Genomic DNA, 18,762 nt, shown 5'->3' with positions numbered 1-18,762 from the left:
GGACGGGCGCGCGGGTTCACGCCCGCGTCGCGCGGACCAGCAGGTAGTCCCAGACCATCGTGCCGTCGTCGCGCAGGTGCCGGTCGCCGAGCGCGGCGAGCGCGTCGTCGAGCTTCGCGGCGCGGGCGTCGTCGTCCCCGAGGTGCCGGTACGTCGCGATCGTCGGCCCGTAGGTGGCCTTGAAGAAGTCGCGGAACGCCGCGCCGTCGGCGAACCGGTCGACGACGAGCCCGCGCACCTCGGCCCGGACGTCGGTGACGTGGTCGCCGAGCAGCGCCCGCACGTGCTCCTCGGTGCCCCACAGCGGCGGCGGGAGGGCGCCGGGCGGAGGCGGGGGCGCGTACGGCCTGAGCGTCGCGAACATCTCGCCGATGAACCCGGTCGGCGTCCAGGCGATGTCGCCGATCGTGCCGCCGGCCCGGGTCACGCGGACGAGCTCGCTCGCCGCGAGCTGGTGGAAGGGCGCGAACATCACGCCCACGCACGAGAGGGTGACGTCGAACGCGCCGTCGTCGAACGGGAGCGCGTGCGCGTCGGCCGGCTCCCACCGCAGCGTGGCGCCCTGGTCCGCGGCGCGCCGGCGTCCCGCCTCGAGCAGCTCGGGAGAGAGGTCGGTGGCGACGACGTCGGCGCCCGCCAGCGCGGCGGGGATCGACGCGTTGCCGGAGCCGGCCGCGACGTCGAGCACCCGGTCGCCCGGCCCGACGTCGCACGCCTCGACGAGGACGGCGCCCAGTGACGGGATGACCTGGTCCGCGACCGCGGGATAGTCGCCCGACTCCCACACGGCGCGGTGCTTGGTGCGGACCGTCTCGAGCAGCTCGACGGGGACGGTTCCGGGTTCGGTGACGCTCATGAGGGGCTCCTTCGCTCCTGCCGGGGTGTGCTGACCCCTTCACGCTCCGCCGGGCGAGATCGCCGGTCCAGTGCCGGATCTGGACCGGGCGAAGTCCTGGATCTGTACTGGCGGCGACCTGCCCGGCGGGCGTTCACTGGGGAGATGGCGGGCTACGGCCAGTTCTGCCCCGTCGCGAAGGCGATGGAGGTGCTCGACGAGCGGTGGACGCTGCTCGTCGTGCGGGAGCTGCTGCTCGGCAGCACCCGGTTCAACGAGCTGCGCCGCGGCAACCCGAAGATGTCGCCCACGCTGCTGTCCAAGCGGCTGCGGACGCTGGAGCGCGCGGGGATCGTGCGACGCGCCGGCGCCGAAGGGCACGTCCGCTACCTGCTCACCCCCGCGGGCGAGGAGCTGCGGCCGCTCGTCGAGGCGCTCGGGGCCTGGGGCACGCGGTGGGTCGGCGGGCTCGGGGAGGCCGACCTCGACCCGCACCTCCTGCTGTGGGACATGCGCCGCACGATCGACGTCGCCGCCTGGCCCCGCGAGCGCACCGTCCTGGCGATCACGCTCACGGACGTGGCACCGCGGGTGTCCCGGTGGTGGATCGTCGTGCGCGACGGCCAGGTCGAGGTGTGCGACTACGACCCCGGCTACGAGACGGCGGTGGTCGTGACGACGCCGCTGCGTGCCCTCACCCGGCTGTGGCGGGGTGACGTGACCTGGGCGAGCGCGCTGCGCTCGCACGAGGTGGCGCTCGAGGGGCCCGAGGACGTGCGCCGGCAGGTGCCGCGCTGGCTGGGGCAGTCGGTGTTCGCGCACGTGCCCCGGCCGGAGCCGGCCTCCGCGGGGGCGTGAGGGCGGCCGGTGGCGTTAGCCTTCGACGCCATGACGACTCCCCGGGTCCAGGACGCCATCTCCTGGCGGCGGCCGCGGCGGCAACGACGCGGGGTGCGGGAGAGCGCCGGCGCGGCGACGGGCCTCGTGCGGGCCGCCGTGGACCTCGCGCTGTCGATCGCGAACGGGAACGCCCCGGCGGGTGACGTGTCGAGCCTCGGGGACGAGCCGCCGCGGGTGCCGCGCGACCCCGCCGAGCCCGTGGCCGAGCTGCCGTGCGTCGTCACGGGCGGCACCGCGGACTGGCTCCGCCACGGCGGGGGCGAGCGCCCGACCCTGTGGGCCGCGCGCGAGCGGACCTGGGTCGCGCTGCCCGGTGACGCGGGCGACGTCGAGCTGGACCGCACGACGCTGAGGCTGCGGTCGCTGACGCTCGCACCGGGGGAGGACGGGCCGTGGACGCTGGACACGCCGTGCACCGCCACGCTCGCCGGCCCGGGGGCGGACCTCGTCGTCGAGGGGTCGTGGCTCGCGATCGCGTGGCTCGGGCACCTCGCCGCCTGGCCCGACCCGGGTGCCCCCGGCCCGCCCGCGGTGGGACGCTGAGGTCATGAGCCACGAGGCGCCGTGGGACGTCCGGTCCGCGGTCCCGGCCGAGCCGCGGCCGCGGGACGGCTGGTGGGCGGCGCTCGCGGGCGTCGTCGCGACGGCGGCCGGGCTCGCCGTCGCGGAGCTGGTCGCGGCGTTCGTCGACCCGTCGTCGAGCCCGGTCCTGGCCGCCGGCGGCGCCGTGGTCGACGGCGTCCCGGGCTGGCTCAAGGACCTCGCGGTGTCGTGGTTCGGCACGGCGGACAAGGCCGTGCTGCTCGCGACGATGGGCGTCGTCGCGCTCGCCGGGGCGGCGCTCGCCGGCTTCCTCGAGCGCCGCCGCCCGCCCTGGGGAGCCGTCCTGCTGGGCGCCGTCGGGGTGGTCGCGGCGGTCCTCGCCGCGCAACGGCCGGGCGCGAACATCGCCTGGGCGCTGCCCTCCCTGATCGGCGTGGTGGCGGCGATCGCCCTGCTCAGCGCCCTGCTGCGCCGCGTCGAGACCTGGTTCGCCGAGGACGAGCGGCCCGGCGCCGACCTGCGGGACGCGATCGACCGACGCCGCTTCCTGCAGTGGACCGGCGTCACCGCGGCGGGCGCCGTCGTCGTGCTCGGCGTCTCGCGCGTGGTCTCCGCAGGTGGCCGCGCGGTGACGGCGGCCCGGGAGGCGATCCGCCTGCCCAGGCCGGCGAGGGCGGCCCCCGCGGTTCCCGCGGGAGCCGATCTCGGCGTCGAGGGCGCCGCCCCGTACGTCACGCCGAACGCCGAGTTCTACCGGATCGACACCGCGCTGGTGGTGCCCCAGGTGGACCCCGGCACGTGGACCCTGAGCGTGACCGGCCTCGTGGACGAACCGTTCACGATCACCTGGGAGGAGCTGCTCGCACTGCCGCTCGAGGAGCACCACGTCACGCTGGCGTGCGTCTCCAACGAGGTGGGCGGCGACCTGATCGGCAACGCGCTGTGGCTCGGCTACCCCGTGCGCGAGCTGCTGAAGCGGGCACGGCCGCAGGCCGGTGCGGACATGGTGCTCTCGCGCAGCACGGACGGGTTCACCGCGGGCACGCCGCTGGAGGTGCTGCAGGAGGCCGACCGCGACTGCCTCGTGGCGGTCGGCATGAACGGCGAGCCCTTGCCCACCGAGCACGGCTTCCCGGCGCGTCTCGTGGTGCCCGGGCTGTACGGCTACGTGTCGGCCACCAAGTGGGTCACGGAGCTCAAGGTCACCCGGTTCGCCGACGAGCAGGGCTACTGGACGCCGCGGGGCTGGTCGGCGCTGGGGCCGGTCAAGCTGTCGTCGCGGATCGACGTGCCGCGCCCCGGCGACGACCTGCCCGCCGGTGCGGTGACGCTCGCCGGCGTCGCCTGGGCGCAGCACACGGGGATCTCCGCCGTCGAGGTCCGGGTGGACGACGGCGACTGGGTCACCGCGGACCTCGCCGACACCGTCGGCCCGGACACGTGGCGCCAGTGGCGCCTGGACTGGGACGCGGCCCCCGGCGACCACCACGTCGCCGTGCGTGCGACCGACGCCGACGGCGCCGTGCAGGTCGAGGCGGAGGCGCCGCCCGCGCCCGACGGCGCCACCGGCTGGCACACCATCGAGCTGACGATCACCTGAGCAGCCCGGTCACCGGGCCCCGAAGGCGGCCACGAGGCCGGCCCCCACGAACACGACCTGGAGCGCGGCCCTCGCCGGCAGTGGCATCGTGCGCATGCCCGTGGAGGCGCGCGCCGCGTGGACGTTGGCCGGGAACATCGCGACGAGCAGCAGCGCGACGCAGAGGCCCGCCGCCGTACGCGTCGCGGGCAGCGCGAGCCCGACGGCGCCCGCGAGCTCGAGCACGCCCGTCACGGTCACGAGGAGCGAGGGCCGCGGGAGGCGCGGCGGCACCATCGCGACGAGAGCCGCACGACGGGGCCGCGTGAAGTGGGCGCTCGCGGTGAGGAGCAGCATGGCTGCCAGGCCCGCGGTGACGGCGGCCGGCCAGGCGTCGAGCGGCGCGACGGCGAGGGCGCCGAGGCACCGTGCCGCGAGGGTGACGGTGACGAGGACGACGAGGGGTGCCATGCGCTCTCCCGGGGGCTAGAGTAGATCTAGACGGTGACAAGTTAGGTCCGCGACGCAGGACTAGTCAATGGCTAGATGGAGGTCGGATGGGAGAGGCGTATCACCACGGCGACCTGAGGGCCGTCGTGCTGTGCCAGGCGGCCGAGCAGATCGCGCAGGACGGTGTCGACCGTCTCTCGCTGCGCGGCCTGGCGCAGCGAGCGGGGGTCTCGCACGCCGCTCCGGCGCACCACTTCGGCGACCGTCAGGGGCTGTTCACCGCGCTCGCGACCGAGGGCTTCGACCTGCTGGCGGCGGAGCTCCAGGTGGCCGGCCCCGACCTGCGCGACGTGGCGGTCGCCTACGTCCGGTTCGCGCTCGCCCGCCCGGGGCACTTCGCCGTCATGTTCCGGTCCGACCTGCTCCGGGCGGACGACGCGGACCTCGCGGCCGCGCGCCGGCGTTCCGGGACGGCCCTGCGGGAGGGGGTCGACGGCCTCGAGGGGGTCGATGACCGCCGCTCGGTGCAGCTGGCGGCCTGGTCCGTCGTGCACGGGTTCGCGTCGTTGTGGCGCGAGGGCGCGTTCGCCGGGTCGGAGCTGGTGGACGCCTCCGTCGACCCGGAGGTCGTGGCACGGCGGATCGTGGACCGGCTGACGTTCACCTGACCCCGCGCCGGGCGTGCCTCAGGCGCGTGCGGTCGCGGCGAGACGCGCACCGAAGAGCAGCAGCACCCCGCCGGTGACGCGGTCCACCCACCGCACGGCGCCGGAGCGGCGCAGCCGGGGCCCGAACCAACCGGCGCCGAGAACGACGAGCGACAGCCACGCCGTCCCGAGCACGCAGTGCACCAGGGCGAGCAGCAGGCCCATGAGCAGCGGGTTGACCCCGTCGGGCACGAACTGGGGGATGGCCGCGACGTAGAAGACGCCGACCTTGGGGTTCATCAGGTTGGTGCTCAGTCCCAGCCCGAAGTCGCGCCACCGGCCGCCGGCCGGCAGGGGCACGTCGACCTCCGCGACGGCGTCGCGCGGCGACCGGAACGAGCGCCAGAGCATCGACGCCCCCATCCACACCATGTACGCCGCGCCGGCGACGGTGAGCACGCGGTACGCCGTCTGGCTGGCGGCGAGCAGGGCGGCCGCGCCGCCCGCGGCGGCGGCGCCCCACACCAGGGTGCCGACCTGGATGCCGCCCAGCGCCGCGAAGCCGTGCGACCTCGAGCGCGTCACGGTGCTGCGCAGCACCAGGGCAGTGTCGAGGCCGGGGACGAGGGTCAGGAGCCCCGCGACGAGGGCGAAGGCGAGCAGCGCCTGGAGCACGGTCACGGCGCCACGATACGAGCCCCGCGACGCCGCGTCACCGTCCGCTCGGTCCGCGCCGGACGTCCCGGGCCTGGCATGAGCCCCGCGCCACGACCCCGGCGGAATTGTCGCGACGACGTCGGCCCGGTCGTGCCAGCATCGCAGCCATGCTGATCCGCCGGGAGCTGCCCTCCGACGCCGCCGCCGTACGCGCGGTCACCGCTGCCGCGTTCACGGGGGCGCAGTACTCGGCACCGCCCATCGAGCCGGACGGCGCGCCCGGGGAGGCGACCCTCGTCGGCCTGCTGCGTGCCGACCGGTGCTGGATCCCGGGGCTCGCCTTCGTGGCCTGCGCGGGCGACGACGTCGTCGGCCACGTCGTCTGCACGCGCGCCCGGGTGGGCGAGCACCCCGCGCTGGTGCTCGGGCCGCTGAGCGTCCACCCCGACCACCAGCAGACCGGCGTCGGCTCCGCTCTCGTGCACACTGTGCTCGGTGCCGCTGACGCGTCGGGGGAGCCGGTCGTCGTGCTCGTCGGCGACCCGGGGTACTACTCCCGTTTCGGGTTCGTGCCCGGGTCGTCGTGGGGCATCGAGCCGGGCGACCCGGCGCTGGAGCGCTTCTTCCAGGTGCGGGCCCTGTCCGCGTACGAGCCGTCCCTGCGGGGGCTCTTCGCGGCGCCGGCGCCGTTCGGCGCGCTCGAGGACATGGCAGACGCCCTATCGTGAGCGGTCGGGGTTTGCCCGGGACGCCAGAGTCGCGACCCCGCCCACCTCTCGGTGCCCACGACTCCATCTCGCACAGGAGCCCCACGTGTACGACCAGCTCGCCGGCATCAACCGCCGGCCCGCGCTGTACTCCACCCGGACGACCACCGGGCTGTGGTCGGACCCGCACGTCTCCGAGCGGATGCTCGCCGCGCACCTCGACCCGCAGGTCGACCTCTCGTCCTATCGCGCGGACTACCTCGAGAGCATCGCCGCCTGGCTGATCGACCGGTTCGACCTCGACGCGGGCTCCACCGTGGCGGACTTCGGGTGCGGGCCCGGGCTCTACACGACGCGGCTCGCGCGCACGGGAGCCTCCGTCACCGGGCTCGACGTGTCGTCGCGCTCCCTCGAGCACGCCCGGACGCTGGCGCGCACCGAAGGGCTGTCGGTGCGGTACCTGCACCAGGACTACCTCGCCTACCGGGACGAGGCGCGCTACGACCTCATCATCATGGTCATGCGGGACTACGGCGCCCTCGCCCCGAGCGAGCGGCGGGCCCTCCTCGACACGGTCCGCACCCAGCTCGCCCCGGGCGGGACGTTCGTGTTCGACGTCGACCACGCGCCCGCCTTCGACGCCGTGGTCGAGCGGGCGACCTATGCCCCCGACCTCATGGACGGCTTCTGGTCCGCGGAGCCGTACTTCGGCTTCCTCAACACCCACCGGTACGAGGACGAGCGGGTCGCGCTGGACCGCTACGAGATCGTCGAGGCGGACCGGACGCGCACCTTCTGCAACTGGGCCCGCTACTTCACGCCCGCGGAGCTCACCGGCGAGCTGGCGGCCGCGGGCCTGGGCGACGTCGAGATCCTGGGCGACCTGACCGGGGCTCCGTTCGATCCCACGGCGGCGCTGTTCGCCGCAGCCGCGCAGACCGGATGAGCTGAGCCCACCCCGACCGCCCTTCGGCGGCCGGCGAGCCACGGTGTTGCACTCCGCCGCCCCACGACGATGTACGGGTGTGAGACAGAGGATGAGCCCGTGACGGCGCCCGCGGACACCGTGTTCAGCGAGGTCTTCCGTGCGCTGTACCCGGACGTGCTGAGGTTCGTGCAGCGGCGCGCCGACCCCGACGTCGCCGAGGACCTCGCGGCCGAGGTCTTCGCCATCGCGTGGAACCGCTGGGCCGACGTGCCGCGCGAGATCCGCCCGTGGTTGTTCGGCGTCGCGCGCAACGTGCTGGCCCAGGACCGGCGCGCTCACGGCCGACGGCACCAGCTCGCCCTGCGCATCGGTGCCGAGCGCGACGTGCCGCAGGACGCGATCGCCCATGCGACGACCAGGGTCGACATGCATGTCGCGTGGACGCGCCTGAGCGAGGCCGACCGCGAGGTGCTGGCCCTGGTGGCCTGGGACGGTCTCACCGGACGCGAGGCCGCCCAGGTCCTCGGGTGCACCCGCGCCGCCTTCTCGGTGCGCCTGTCCCGTGCGCGGCGCCGCCTCAGACATCTCCTCGCGGACGTCGACACCGATCTCCGCTCCGAGCCGGCCCCGTGGCCCGGTCGACGCCCGAGCCCCGACGTCGTGGAAGGAACGCAGCCATGAACCTCCTGACCGACCCCACGCTGCGTCGTCTCTCCGCGGCCAACCCGGCGGCGGCCGCACCGCTCACCGCCTCGGAGGAGACGCGCGCCGAGGAGACCCTGGGACAGATCATGACCGCTGCGCCGCGCCCCGCCCGGGCCGTGCGTGCGCGACGGCGCTGGTGGCCGCGTGTCGCCGCCGCCGGCACAGCCGTCGCGGCGATCGTCGCGGCCGGCGTGCTCGGTACCGCCCCTGCGTCTGCCGAGCTCGTGCTGCTCGAGGCAGCGGACGGCGCCGCCACCCAGCCCGTCGGGGACGGGGAGTACTGGTACGTGCACGAACAGGTGACCGAGTCGGGAATGGGACCCTACGAGCTGGGCCCGTACGACCGCGAGGTCTGGCGATCGCGGGACACCCTCCTCATCAAGGACGAGATCTCCGCAGCCCTCGCCGCTGCGGAGCACGGGGACTCGACGTTGGACCCCTCGCTCGTGCGGGTGCTTGACCTCTCCGACACCGTCGAAGGTGGCGGCCCTCCGGTGTTCGGAGGGAATCCTCAGTTCACCTGGGACGAGCTCGACGAGCTGCCGACCGAACCCGCGGCCCTGACCGAGCAGCTCACGGCCGGGATGCCGGCGAGCGATCACGGCTACGAATGGGACCTGTGGAGTCAGGCCGTGAGCCTGCTCCAGGGCAGCCCTGCCGGTCCGGAGCTGCGTCGCGCGCTGTGGCAGATCCTCGCCGGCATCCCCGACGTCGAGCTGATCGGCCACACCCCCGACAGCACCGGACGCGACGCTACCGCGGTCCGCGCGGACTTCTCCGACCGGGGACTCGGAATCGCAGAACTGCTGCTCGACCCGGTCTCCGGCGCGCTGCTGGAAACTCGCCTCATGGACAACGACGGCACCGTCATGCTGGGGACCACCGTGCTTGAGCAGGGCCCCCGCGACAGCGCCCCGGCGCCTGAGCCACCGCTGTGCGGGCCGGGTTCCGTCCCCGAGACGTCGTGCTGAGGTAGGCGAGGACGTGGGAACGGCCGGGCGGTGGCCACCTACAGGCGCTGGAGGAGAGACTCGACCAGGGTCGCGTCGACGGTGCCTCCTTCGGCCGCCCGTCGCAGGCGGACGGGCAGTCTCCCCTCCACGCGCAGCAGCTGCCGTGCCGGGGCGACGGCCTCGTCGACGCCGCCGGACCGGAGCAGGGCCAGGACGAGCGCACCGAGACAGACCGGGTCGTCGGGCGCGAGCCCGTGGGCGTGGCGCACCACGTCAAGGTCCTGGTACACGCCGTGGACCTGCCGCGTTCTCTCGAGAGCCGCGTGGGCCAGATGGACCCGATGGAGCCGCCGGAGGGTGGGGACCGGCCGCGGGTCATGATCCACACGGAGGTCGACGTCGCGCGGGCCCCGGATCACCATGGCGGCGGACAGGCGTCCTCGCACGTCACCACCCATCTCGTCGGAGGCGCGCAGTGCCGCGAGCAGGCCGTCGGCCAGGTGGTCGGACTCGTGTCGTCCGGCCGCGGCGTCGAGCGCAGCAGCGGCGACAGCCGACCGTTCCATGAGGTTCGCCAGCACCAGGATCCCCGGTCCGTGCGCCACGGAGACGTGCGGCTCCAACGCGCGTCCACTGCGGACGGCGGTCCGGCCGGCCGAGTCGACGACGCCGATCTGCGCATCCTCGGGGAGATCGGGGGCCAGAGAGTCCACGATGATCTGCGCGGTGTGGCCGGCGAGGAGTCGTCGTCGCACGACGTCGCGGAGGGCCAGGGGCGCTCCGCCCTGCACAGCCGCGGCGCCTCTCCCACGGACGACCACGGGGACCCGGGCCCCGACTGCCAGGACGAAGCTCGCAGCGGCCGCCCCGACCTCGCCGGTCGACCTGTTGCTTGCCAGCACGGTGAACGTCAACGTCGCCTCCTCCTCGATCCCGAACACGCGTCGTCCTCGCGCTTGCGCGACTGGCTACCATGGAGTCACAGGCATCGACCCGGCCATCACCGGTGAGCCTCCGGAAGAACCGAGCGCACACGCACTCTCAGTAGAACCGGACGGGTAGGCCCGTCACAGCCTCCGATGAGCGGCGGACGCCAGCACGACCGGCGTCCGCAAGCGAGGTGGTACCGCGGAACCGCGCCCTCCGGGGCGGGGCGTCGTCCTCGCACAGCAGCACCGACGTCGTACCACCGACCGCCAGCTCGTCCGCACAGGAGCCCACCCATGGCCTATCCGCAGCACCGTTCGTCCGACCCGTCTCAGCGGGGCGCCGCCTTCGGCATCGCCGGCGTCCCCGCGTCCCCGGACCTGCCGGCCATCGAGCGCGAGGTGCTGGACTTCTGGGCCGCCGACGACACGTTCCGCGCCTCGGTCGAGAAGAACCCGGCCGGCGAGAACGGCAGCAACGAGTTCGTCTTCTACGACGGCCCGCCGTTCGCCAACGGGCTGCCGCACTACGGCCACCTGCTCACCGGCTATGCCAAGGACGTCGTCCCGCGCTACCAGACGATGCGCGGCAAGCACGTGGAGCGCCGGTTCGGCTGGGACACGCACGGCCTGCCCGCCGAGCTCGAGGCGATGAGCCAGCTCGGCATCAAGACCAAGGACGAGATCCTCGAGCTGGGGATCGAGAAGTTCAACGCCGCCTGCCGCTCGTCGGTGCTCAAGTACACCTCCGAGTGGCGCGACTACGTCACCCGGCAGGCGCGCTGGGTCGACTTCGACCACGACTACAAGACGCTCAACGTCACCTACATGGAGTCGGTGCTGTGGGGCTTCAAGAAGCTCTACGACGCGGGCCTCGTGTACGAGGACTTCCGCGTGCTGCCGTACTGCTGGAACGACCAGACGCCGTTGAGCAACCACGAGCTGCGCATGGACGACGACGTCTACCAGACGCGCCAGGACCCGGCGGTGACCGTCGGGTTCGACGTCACGACGGTGCCGGCCGGCCAGGACGTCGTCCGCCCCGGCGACAAGCTGCTCGTCTGGACGACGACGCCGTGGACGCTGCCGTCCAACCTGCTCGTCATGGTCGGCACGGACATCGAGTACGTCGTCGTCGAGTCCTCGTTCACGGGCACGCCGCAGCGGTACGTGCTCGCCGAGGCGCGCGTGGACGCGTACGCCCGCGAGCTGACCGACGAGGGCGAGGAGGCGCCGCGCGTCGTCGGGCGCCTCACCGGCCGCGAGCTGCTGCAGACCTCGTACACCCCGCCGTTCTCCTACTACGAGGGCCGCGAGCGCGCGCACCGCGTGGTCGAGGCGGACTTCGTCACGACGACGGACGGCACCGGCCTGGTGCACAGCGCCGGCGCGTTCGGCGAGGACGACAAGGTCGTCTGCGACCGGGAGGGTGTCGCGTCCGTCATGCCCGTGGGCGCGGACGGCAAGTTCACGCACCCGGTCGACGAGTACGCCGGGCTGCAGGTCTTCGACGCGAACCTGCCTATCATCGACCACCTCAAGGCCCGCACCCGCGGGGAGGCCGACGCCGGCTCCACGACGACAGGCACGGTGCTGCTGCGTCGCGAGTCCTACGCGCACTCCTACCCGCACTGCTGGCGCTGCCGGCAGCCGCTGATGTACATGGGTGTGTCCTCGTGGTTCGTCGAGGTCACCAAGATCAAGGAGCGCATGCTCGAGCTCAACGAGGAGATCTCGTGGACGCCCGAGCACATCCAGCACGGCCAGTTCGGCAAGTGGCTGGAGAACGCCCGCGACTGGTCGATCACGCGCAACCGGTTCTGGGGCTCGCCCGTGCCCGTGTGGAAGAGCGACGACCCGGCCCACCCGCGCATTGACGTCTACGGGTCGCTGGAGGAGATCGAGCGCGACTTCGGCCGCCTCCCGCTCAACGCCGACGGCGAGCCCGACCTGCACCGCCCGTTCGTCGACGACCTCACCCGCCCGAACCCCGACGACCCGACGGGGAAGTCCACGATGCGCCGCGTCGAGGACGTCATGGACGTGTGGGTCGACTCCGGCTCCATGCCGTACGCCCAGGTGCACTACCCGTTCGAGAACGCGGACTGGTTCGAGCACCACTACCCGGGCGACTTCATCGTCGAGTACATCGGCCAGACGCGCGGCTGGTTCTACACGCTGCACGTGCTCGCCACGGCGCTGTTCGACCGGCCGGCGTTCCGCAGCGCCGTCTCGCACGGCATCGTGCTGGGCTCCGACGGTCGCAAGATGAGCAAGTCGCTGCGCAACTACCCGGACGTCTCCGAGGTGTTCGACCGCGACGGTTCCGACGCGATGCGCTGGTTCCTCATGGCCAGCCCGATCCTGCGCGGAGGCAACCTCGTCGTCACGGAGGAGGGCATCCGCGACGCCGTGCGCCAGGTGCTGCTGCCGCTGTGGAGCACGTACTACTTCTTCACCCTGTACGCGAACAGCGCGACCGGTTCCGAGGGGGACGGCGCGGGCTACACCGCGAAGCCCGTCACGGCCGAGCGGGTGCCCGGGATGCCTGCCCTCGACCGGTACCTGCTGGCGCGCACCCACGACCTCGTGGCGAAGGTGACCGCGCAGCTCGACGCCTACGACATCGGGGGCGCGTGCGAGTCCGTGCGCGAGCACCTCGACGTGCTCACCAACTGGTACGTGCGCACCCAGCGCGACCGGTTCTGGGCCGAGGACGCCGACGCGTTCGACACGCTGTACACGGCGCTGGAGACGCTCACCCGCGTCATGGCCCCGCTGGCCCCGCTCCTCACCGAGGAGGTCTGGCGCGGGCTCACCGGCGGCCGCTCGGTGCACCTCACCGACTGGCCCTCGACGGACGGCGCCGTGGACGCCGCCCTGGTGCGCGACGACGAGCTTGTCGCCGCGATGGACGAGGTGCGCGCCGTGGTGTCCAGCGCGCTCGCGCTGCGCAAGGCGAACCAGCTGCGGGTGCGCCAGCCGCTGGCGCGCCTCACGGTGGCAGTTCCGGACCCGGCGGCGCTCGCGGACTACGTCGGCCTGCTGACGTCGGAGCTCAACGTCAAGGCGGTCGACCTCGTGGAGGCCGACGCGGACGCGTCCGAGCGGTTCGGCATCACCGAGCGCCTCGCCGTCAACGCCCGGGCCGCCGGCCCGCGGCTGGGCCGCGGCGTCCAGGCCGTCATCAAGGCCGCGAAGGCGGGCGCCTGGCGCCGCGAGGACGACGGCACCGTCGTCGTCACGACCGACGCCGGCGACGAGCCCCTGCTCGAGCCGGAGTACGAGCTCACCACCGTGGTGGGCGACGCGGCCGGCGAGCACGTCGCCGCGTCCGTGCTCCCGGGCGGCGGGTTCGTCGTGCTCGACCTCGCGCTCGACGACGCCCTGCGGGCCGAGGGCTACGCCCGCGACGTCATCCGCGACGTCCAGGACGCCCGCAAGGCCGCGGGGCTCGAGGTGAGCGACCGCATCGCGCTGGAGCTCGACGTCCCGGCCGAGCACGTCGCCGCGGTGGAGACGCACCGCGACCTCATCGCCCGCGAGACCCTCGCCCTCGAGCTCGCGGTGTCGGCGGGCGACGGCGAGCGTGCGGTGCGGGTGGCCAAGCGCTGACCCGCCTGCCGAGCATCTCCGTCGGTCAGGATTCACCCGCGGGACCCTGACCGACGGAGACGCTCGAGCCTGTGCGGGGGCCGTACGGCGGACTACGCTGGTGCTCCCCGGCGCGTCGGCGCCGACGCCCGCGAGGAGTCCGCATGGTCGCGACACCCGCCCCCGAGAAGCGCCCCTTCGTCCCACCGCGCTGGTTCGTCCGGACGGCGTGGGCCGTCCAGCGCGCCGGCTACCGGATCAGCGGCGGCCGGTGGCCCCTGCGCCGTCCCACCCCGGGCGGCAGGTTCGGCATGCTGCGGCTGCGCGTCGTCGGGCGCCGCAGCGGCGAGGATCGCGCCGTCATCCTCGGCTACGTCGAGGACGAGGGCAGGTACGTGACCCTGGCGATGAACGGCTGGGGCGACCCGCCCCCGGCCTGGTGGCTCAACCTGCGGGCGCACCCGGACGCCGAGGTGGACACGGTGGACGGTCCGCGCCCCGTGCGCGCGTCGGCGGCCCAGGGGGAGGAGCGCGACCGGCTGTGGGCCCTCGCCGGCCGCCACCAGGGCTGGGGCGAGATCGACCGGTTCGCCGCGCACCGCGCCGGCGAGACCCCGGTCGTGGTGCTCTCGCCGCGCTGACCGCCGCCGTCGACGGGCGCGCAGCGCCTATCCTTCGGGGGTGACCCCCGACGCTGAGAACAAGCCCTCGTCCGCCGCGCGCAAGGCCCGGACCGCCGAGCGGAAGGCCGCGCGGCAGGTCGCGGAGGACGCCGTCGCGGCCGAGTCGCTGCGCGAGGTCTACGCGGAGATCATGTCGCGGGCGCCGGAGCACGACATCGACCCGACGCTGGACCGCGTGCGGCGCGTGCTGGAGCTGCTGGGCGACCCGCAGCACGCGTTCCGCGCCATCCACCTGACGGGCACCAACGGCAAGTCGTCGACGGCGCGCATGACCGAGCGCCTGGTGCGCGAGCACGGACTGCGCACCGGCCTGTTCACCTCGCCCCACCTCACGAGCGTCACCGAGCGCATCCAGGTGGACGGCGAGCCGCTGAGCGCCGCCCGGTTCGTCGAGGTGTTCGAGGACGTCGCGCCGTACCTCGGCGTCGTCGACCGCGAGTCGCAGGCGGCGGGCGGCCCGCGCCTGAGCTTCTTCGAGGTGCTCACGGTGATGGCGATCGCCGCCTTCGCGGACGCACCCGTCGACGTCGCGGTGGTCGAGGTCGGCATGGGCGGGCGCTGGGACTCCACGAACGTCGTCGACGGCGAGGTCGCCGTGCTCACCCCGGTCGGCATCGACCACGAGCGCTGGCTCGGCTCCACCCTCGCCGAGATCGCCACGGAGAAGTCCGGGATCGTCAAGGAGGGCGCCACGGTCGTGAGCGCCGAGCAGGAGGTCGTCGTCGACGAGATCCTGCGCGAGCGCGCCTCGGAGGTCTCCGCGCACCTGCTGCGCGAGGGCGTCGAGCTCGAGGTGGCCGGCCGTCGTGCGGCCGTCGGCGGGCAGCTCGTCGACCTGCGCACCCCCGCGGGGCTGTACACAGAGGTGCTGGTGCCGCTGCACGGCGAGTACCAGGCCCACAACGCGCTGCTCGCGCTCGCCGCCGTGGAGGCGCTGCTCGGCGGACGGGCGCTCGACGGCGGGGTGGTGGAGACGGCGTTCGCCGACGTCGTCGTGCCGGGCCGGCTCGAGGTGGTCCGCTCCAGCCCGACCGTGCTGGTCGACGCGGCGCACAACCCCCACGGCGCGCAGGCGCTCGTCGACGCGCTCGACGAGGAGTTCGACCTGCCCCGTCTGGTCGGCGTCGTCGCGGTCATGGCGGACAAGGACGCCGAGGGCCTGCTGGCGACGCTCGAGCCCGCGCTCACGGAGCTGGTCCTCACGAGGAACTCGTCGGCGCGTTCCGCGGACCCCGAGGACCTCCTCGAGGTGGCCCGCGACATCTTCGGCGAGGACCGCGTGCGGACCGCCGCGCGGCTCGACGAGGCGCTGCAGGTCGCGGCCGACCTCGCCGAGAGCGGCGACCAGGTCGGCGTCGGCACGGGGCGCGGCGTCCTCGTCACGGGCTCCGTGATCACGGTCGCGGACGCGCGGGTCCTCCTCGGCCGCGGCTGACGGCACCGGACGGGCGCGCCCAGGGGCACGAGCACGATCACCCGCCCGGCACGCGGCAGGGCGCTGCGTGCCGTGCCCACCGGGTGTTGGATGGGGGCAGGCCGCCAGGGAGCACGGCGGCGGCACGCGAGGAGGCACGACATGAAGAAGCTGCTCGACGACCCCACGGACGCGGTGACCGACTCGCTGGCCGGATTCGGGCTGGCGCACGCCGACCTGGTCGACGTGCACGACGAGCCCGTGTACGTCACCCGTGCCGGAGGCCCCGTCGCGGGCAAGGTCGGCCTGGTCAGCGGGGGAGGCTCCGGCCACGAGCCGCTGCACGCCGGGTTCGTCGGCGACGGGATGCTCGACGCCGCCGTCCCCGGTGCGGTGTTCACCTCGCCCACGCCGGACCAGATCGTCCCGGCGATCCTCGGAGCGGACACCGGCGCCGGCGTCGTGGCGATCGTGAAGAACTACACGGGCGACGTGCTCAACTTCGAGACGGCGGTGGAGCTCGTCGAGGCGGAGGGGTCGCAGGTGACGACGATCCTCGTCAACGACGACGTCGCCGTCGAGGACTCGCTGTACACGGCCGGCCGCCGGGGCGTGGCCGGCACCGTCTGCGTGGAGAAGATCGCGGGCGCCGCCGCTGCGCGGGGGGACGACCTGGGCGCCGTCACCGAGATCGCCGGCCGGGTGGTGGCGAACGTCCGCAGCATGGGTGTGGCGCTCTCCGCGTGCACGGTGCCGCACGTCGGGAAGCCGTCGTTCGACCTGCCCGACGAGGAGGTCGAGATCGGGATCGGCATCCACGGCGAGCCGGGCCGGCACCGCATCCCCTACGCCGGTGCCGCCGAGATCACGCGCAGCCTGCTGGACCCGGTCGCCGACGACCTCCACCTGGACGGCGGCGACGACGTGCTGCTGTTCGTCAACGGGATGGGCGGCACGCCGCTGTCCGAGCTCTACGTCGTCTATGGTCGAGCGCGCGGGCTGCTCGAGGAGCGCGGGGTCACCGTCTCCCGGTCGCTCGTGGGCAACTACGTGACGTCGCTGGAGATGCAGGGCGCGTCGATCACGGTGCTGCGGCTGGACGACGAGCTGCGGGAGCTGTGGGACGCGCCGGTGCGCACGGCGGCGTTGCACTGGTGACGGGCGCCGCGGGGCGCCCCGAGGCGAGGAGGCGTGCGGTCATGGGTCTCGACGTGGCATGGGCGGAGCGTTGGGTGCGGCGCACCGCCGACGTCGTGGCGGGGTCGAAGGACGAGCTCACGGAGCTCGACCGGCAGATCGGGGACGGCGACCACGGGGAGAACCTGCACCGCGGGTTCCAGGCCGTGCTCGCCAAGCTGGACGACGCCGGTGCGCCGGAGCGCGCGGAGGTGGGGGACGTGCTGATGCTCGTCGCGACCACCCTCATGTCGAAGGTCGGCGGCGCCTCCGGCCCCCTGTACGGGACCGCGTTCCTGCGCGCGGCGAAGCGGTCGGCCCGCCCCAGCGTCGACGGGTCCGGGGTGGTCGTGCTGCTCGACGCCGCGCTGGAGGGCGTGACGTCGCGCGGCAAGGCGCAGGTGGGCGAGAAGACGATGGTCGACGCCCTCGCGCCCGCGGTGGACGCGGCCACCGCCGCCGCGGACGCCGGGCAGGACCCGGTGGACGTGCTGCGGGCAGCCGCCGAGGCGGCCGACGCGGGCGCGACGGGGACGATCCCGCTCGTGGCGACCAAGGGCCGGGCGTCGTACCTGGGGGAGCGGAGCGCGGGCCACGAGGACCCGGGCGCACGCTCGACGGCGCTGGTGCTGCGCGCCGCGTGGGACGCTGCGCTCGACGCCGAGCCCGAGCCCGTGGCCGACGGCAGCGAGTCGGAGGCGGTCGGGGAGTGAGCGTCGGGCTGCTGCTGGTCTCCCACTCGGCGCGGTTGGCCGAGGGCGCGGTCGAGCTGGCCCGCGAGATGGCGCCCGACGTCGTCCTGGTGAGCGGCGCCGGCGACGGCGCGGGTGGCCTGGGCACGTCGCTCGAGGTCGTCCAGGACGCCCTCGGGCGCGCGCTGCCGGACGTCGACGGCGTCGTCGTCCTGGCCGACCTGGGCTCCGCCGTGCTGACCGTCGAGACGGCGCTCGAGGTCGACGAGGACCTGGCCGGCCGGGTGCGCCTCGCCGAGGCGCCGTTCGTCGAGGGCGCCGTCGCCGCGGCGGTCGCGGCACAGCAGGGCGGCGGCCTGGACGCCGTGCTGGCGGCCGCCGAGGGGGCGGGCGCGTCGGCGGCACCCGCCGCGGCGGCTCCGGCTGCCGATGAGGGCCGCACAGACGCCGAGGTCGTGTCGGCGCGGGTCGTGGTCCGCAACCCGCTCGGCCTGCACGCCCGGCCGGCGGCGGTCGTCGCACGCGCCGCGGCGGCGTTCGGCGGGCCGGTCACCGTGCAGGGCGTCGACGCGACGAGCGTGCTGCAGCTCATGGCGCTGGGCACCACGGCCGGCACCGAGGTGGAGGTCGCCGCGCGCGGGGCGGACGCGCACGACGCCGTGGCGACCGTCGTCGGGCTGGTCGAGGGCGGTTTCGGCGAGGTGTGAGCATGCTCACAGAAAATTGCACTTGGTGCAATATTGCAGTGGGTGCATGATTGTCCGGTGACTCCTCCCGCCGGCGACCTCGGACTGCGTGAGCGCAAGAAGCGCGCGCGCACTGACGCGATCGTCGACGCCGCCCAGCGCCTCGTGCTCGAGCGCGGCCTGGACGCCGTCACGGTGGAGGAGATCGCCGAGGCCGCCCAGATCTCGCCCCGCACGTTCTTCAACTACTTCGAGTCGAAGGACGACGCGGTGCTCGGTCAGGGCTCTCTCGAGCTGAGCGCCGAGACCCGCGAGTCGTTCGCGGCCGGGGGGCCCACCGGCCGCCTGGCAGCAGACCTCGAGGTGCTCGTCCGGTCGCTGCTCACCGCGTTCGCCGGTCCCGGCAAGGAGCAGGGCGAGCGCGTGATGGAGATCCTGCAGCTCGAGCCCCGCCTGCTCGGCCGGCACTTCGCGTGGTTCGAGCGGCACAAGACCCAGGTCGTCGCGCTGTTCGAGCGACGGCACGAGACCACCCCCCTTCCGGCCGACCCCGAGATGTGCGCCATGGTCGTCTTCGTCCTCACCCGAGCGGCGATGGACGACTGGGTGCGCACCGGGCACGACGGCGACGTCGGCGACCACGTGCCGCACGTCGTCGGCCAGCTCACCGCCGTCCTCACGTCGTGA

The 18,762-nt window shown here is 74.1% G+C and carries 19 protein-coding genes; 15 read left to right on the top strand and 4 right to left on the bottom strand.

Annotated elements, in window-relative coordinates:
* Positions 1 to 16 precede the first annotated feature (16 nt).
* Positions 17 to 856: a class I SAM-dependent methyltransferase gene (locus tag ACH436_RS16210; protein ID WP_430561227.1), complete on the bottom strand. Its 840-nt coding sequence runs from the start codon at positions 854 to 856 to the stop codon at positions 17 to 19.
* A 144-nt stretch (positions 857 to 1,000) separates the two neighbouring features.
* Between ACH436_RS16210 and ACH436_RS16205 the strand changes: the two genes are divergently transcribed.
* Genes ACH436_RS16205 through ACH436_RS16195 form a run of 3 tightly spaced genes read left to right on the top strand, consistent with a single transcriptional unit; the run spans position 1,001 to position 3,878 of the window.
* A complete protein-coding gene (locus tag ACH436_RS16205; RefSeq protein WP_430561226.1) occupies positions 1,001 to 1,693 on the top strand; it encodes a winged helix-turn-helix transcriptional regulator in 693 nt (230 codons plus the stop codon).
* Positions 1,694 to 1,723: 30 nt separating this feature from the next.
* Positions 1,724 to 2,278: a hypothetical protein gene (locus ACH436_RS16200; RefSeq protein WP_430561225.1), complete on the top strand. Its 555-nt coding sequence runs from the start codon at positions 1,724 to 1,726 to the stop codon at positions 2,276 to 2,278.
* 4 nt (positions 2,279 to 2,282) lie between these two features.
* Positions 2,283 to 3,878, top strand: a complete 1,596-nt coding sequence (locus tag ACH436_RS16195; protein ID WP_430561224.1) for a molybdopterin-dependent oxidoreductase — start codon at positions 2,283 to 2,285, stop codon at positions 3,876 to 3,878.
* Between the two features lie 9 nt (positions 3,879 to 3,887).
* On the opposite strand, the gene ACH436_RS16190 is transcribed toward ACH436_RS16195, so the two are convergent.
* Positions 3,888 to 4,328: a hypothetical protein gene (locus tag ACH436_RS16190; protein WP_430561223.1), complete on the bottom strand. Its 441-nt coding sequence runs from the start codon at positions 4,326 to 4,328 to the stop codon at positions 3,888 to 3,890.
* Positions 4,329 to 4,414: 86 nt separating this feature from the next.
* Between ACH436_RS16190 and ACH436_RS16185 the strand changes: the two genes are divergently transcribed.
* Positions 4,415 to 4,975, top strand: coding sequence for a TetR/AcrR family transcriptional regulator (locus ACH436_RS16185; RefSeq protein WP_430561222.1), 561 nt, complete (start codon positions 4,415 to 4,417; stop codon positions 4,973 to 4,975).
* A gap of 18 nt (positions 4,976 to 4,993) precedes the next feature.
* Here ACH436_RS16185 and ACH436_RS16180 read toward each other — a convergent pair whose 3' ends face one another.
* On the bottom strand, positions 4,994 to 5,635 hold the full coding sequence (locus ACH436_RS16180) for a LysE family translocator (protein WP_430561221.1): 642 nt from the start codon (positions 5,633 to 5,635) through the stop codon (positions 4,994 to 4,996).
* A gap of 143 nt (positions 5,636 to 5,778) precedes the next feature.
* On the opposite strand from ACH436_RS16180, the gene ACH436_RS16175 reads away from it, so the two are divergent.
* From ACH436_RS16175 to ACH436_RS16160, 4 genes are all read left to right on the top strand, one after another.
* Complete coding sequence (locus ACH436_RS16175) at positions 5,779 to 6,339, top strand: GNAT family N-acetyltransferase (RefSeq protein ID WP_430561220.1); 561 nt, start codon at positions 5,779 to 5,781, stop codon at positions 6,337 to 6,339.
* 85 nt (positions 6,340 to 6,424) lie between these two features.
* A complete protein-coding gene (locus ACH436_RS16170; protein WP_430561219.1) occupies positions 6,425 to 7,264 on the top strand; it encodes an SAM-dependent methyltransferase in 840 nt (279 codons plus the stop codon).
* A 99-nt stretch (positions 7,265 to 7,363) separates the two neighbouring features.
* Positions 7,364 to 7,927 carry an RNA polymerase sigma factor gene (locus ACH436_RS16165; protein ID WP_430561218.1) on the top strand — a complete coding sequence of 188 codons (564 nt, stop codon included), beginning with the start codon at positions 7,364 to 7,366 and terminating at the stop codon, positions 7,925 to 7,927.
* Positions 7,924 to 8,922 (top strand): CU044_5270 family protein, encoded by a 999-nt coding sequence (locus ACH436_RS16160; protein WP_430561217.1) that lies wholly within the window; start codon positions 7,924 to 7,926, stop codon positions 8,920 to 8,922. Before ACH436_RS16165 ends, ACH436_RS16160 begins: the two co-directional genes overlap by 4 nt.
* A 38-nt stretch (positions 8,923 to 8,960) precedes the next feature.
* Here ACH436_RS16160 and ACH436_RS16155 read toward each other — a convergent pair whose 3' ends face one another.
* Positions 8,961 to 9,845: a DUF1028 domain-containing protein gene (locus ACH436_RS16155; protein ID WP_430561216.1), complete on the bottom strand. Its 885-nt coding sequence runs from the start codon at positions 9,843 to 9,845 to the stop codon at positions 8,961 to 8,963.
* A 282-nt stretch (positions 9,846 to 10,127) separates the two neighbouring features.
* On the opposite strand from ACH436_RS16155, the gene ileS reads away from it, so the two are divergent.
* The 7 genes from ileS (at position 10,128) to ACH436_RS16120 (ending at position 18,762) form a co-directional block, all read left to right on the top strand.
* Positions 10,128 to 13,445 (top strand): isoleucine--tRNA ligase, encoded by a 3,318-nt coding sequence (gene ileS, locus ACH436_RS16150; RefSeq protein WP_430561215.1) that lies wholly within the window; start codon positions 10,128 to 10,130, stop codon positions 13,443 to 13,445.
* Between the two features lie 143 nt (positions 13,446 to 13,588).
* The gene (locus ACH436_RS16145; RefSeq protein ID WP_430561214.1) at positions 13,589 to 14,065 is read left to right on the top strand and encodes a nitroreductase/quinone reductase family protein; all 477 of its coding nucleotides are present in this window, start codon (positions 13,589 to 13,591) and stop codon (positions 14,063 to 14,065) included.
* Between the two features lie 40 nt (positions 14,066 to 14,105).
* Entirely contained in the window at positions 14,106 to 15,542 is a 1,437-nt protein-coding gene (locus ACH436_RS16140) for a bifunctional folylpolyglutamate synthase/dihydrofolate synthase (RefSeq protein ID WP_430561213.1), read from the top strand.
* A 141-nt stretch (positions 15,543 to 15,683) separates the two neighbouring features.
* Positions 15,684 to 16,679 (top strand): dihydroxyacetone kinase subunit DhaK, encoded by a 996-nt coding sequence (gene dhaK / locus ACH436_RS16135; RefSeq protein ID WP_430561212.1) that lies wholly within the window; start codon positions 15,684 to 15,686, stop codon positions 16,677 to 16,679.
* A gap of 41 nt (positions 16,680 to 16,720) precedes the next feature.
* Positions 16,721 to 17,410, top strand: a complete 690-nt coding sequence (dhaL, locus tag ACH436_RS16130) for a dihydroxyacetone kinase subunit DhaL (RefSeq protein ID WP_430561211.1) — start codon at positions 16,721 to 16,723, stop codon at positions 17,408 to 17,410.
* On the top strand, positions 17,407 to 18,096 hold the full coding sequence (dhaM, locus tag ACH436_RS16125; RefSeq protein ID WP_430561210.1) for a dihydroxyacetone kinase phosphoryl donor subunit DhaM: 690 nt from the start codon (positions 17,407 to 17,409) through the stop codon (positions 18,094 to 18,096). The genes dhaL and dhaM overlap by 4 nt, the downstream gene beginning before the upstream one ends.
* A 57-nt stretch (positions 18,097 to 18,153) precedes the next feature.
* The gene (locus ACH436_RS16120; protein WP_430561209.1) at positions 18,154 to 18,762 is read left to right on the top strand and encodes a TetR/AcrR family transcriptional regulator; all 609 of its coding nucleotides are present in this window, start codon (positions 18,154 to 18,156) and stop codon (positions 18,760 to 18,762) included.

Source organism: Isoptericola sp. NPDC019693 (assembly GCF_044389085.1).
GTDB lineage: Bacteria > Actinomycetota > Actinomycetes > Actinomycetales > Cellulomonadaceae > Isoptericola.
The sequence above is the reverse complement of the archived record's forward strand: the minus strand, read 5'-3'. Positions and strand labels throughout refer to the sequence as shown.